Origin of the sequence: Escherichia sp. MOD1-EC5950 (assembly GCF_002965345.1) — a bacterium.
Taxonomy (GTDB): Bacteria; Pseudomonadota; Gammaproteobacteria; order Enterobacterales; family Enterobacteriaceae; genus Escherichia; species Escherichia marmotae.
In genome coordinates, this window is record NZ_PTSR01000116.1 from 1 (window position 1) to 713 (window position 713).

The 713-nt window shown below is 44.2% G+C and carries 1 protein-coding gene; it reads left to right on the top strand.

The genetic code is table 11. From position 1 onward, the window contains the following. On the top strand, positions 1-657 hold a 657-nt coding region (locus BEA93_RS24560; protein ID WP_105267698.1), incomplete at its 5' end, for a fimbrial protein. Between the last annotated feature and the right edge of the window lie 56 nt (positions 658-713).

Genomic DNA, 713 nt, shown 5'->3' on the forward strand with positions numbered 1-713 from the left:
CCGGTAGAAAAAGTTACCCCGTGGGAAGTTAAAGTAGGCGCTGCGGTGAATGACCTGAATGCGCCGATTCAGAAAGGGGCTACTACGGTTGAAATTCCTGCAGGTAAAAACATTCCAGTTTTAGCTATCCGAAATAATGCGGTATTTAATGGTCAACCGGGTATTGTTCCTATTATTAACTATGGTGGCGCCATTAATACAGCTAATTTTACTGATAACACCACAGAGTTAACTTTAAATGTTAATGGCGATGCCGGGAAGATTGGTGTTTTAACTGCGCCGCTGTATGCATCAGCTATTGAGAAAGCTGCATGGGGCGATAATAACGTAGAGGTCAAATATTTGGCTGCATCACAAGCTACTGGCGCTTTTTCTGGTGGTGTCCCTGCTTCAGTTGATGGTGTGACTATTTCTGGCGCTTATGAGGTCATGGCGCAGTTATTCTCTGATGTTTGGGAAAACGAGAACCCTGCAGCGGGTACTTCATGGGATAAAGGTGATAACGAAGGTTTTGCTGACCCTTCTGTGAAATATTCTGCTTCATATGCATCTGGTATTCGTGATTTTGCCAAAATTACTATCAAACTGGATGCTCCGGCAGCCAATGACTCCATTAACTGGAGTGCTCAATTGCCAGTTACTGTTTCTTACCAGTAATTCAGCAGAGTCCGGCAGTAAACACTCCCCCGTTTACTGCTGACTAAAAATTCAGG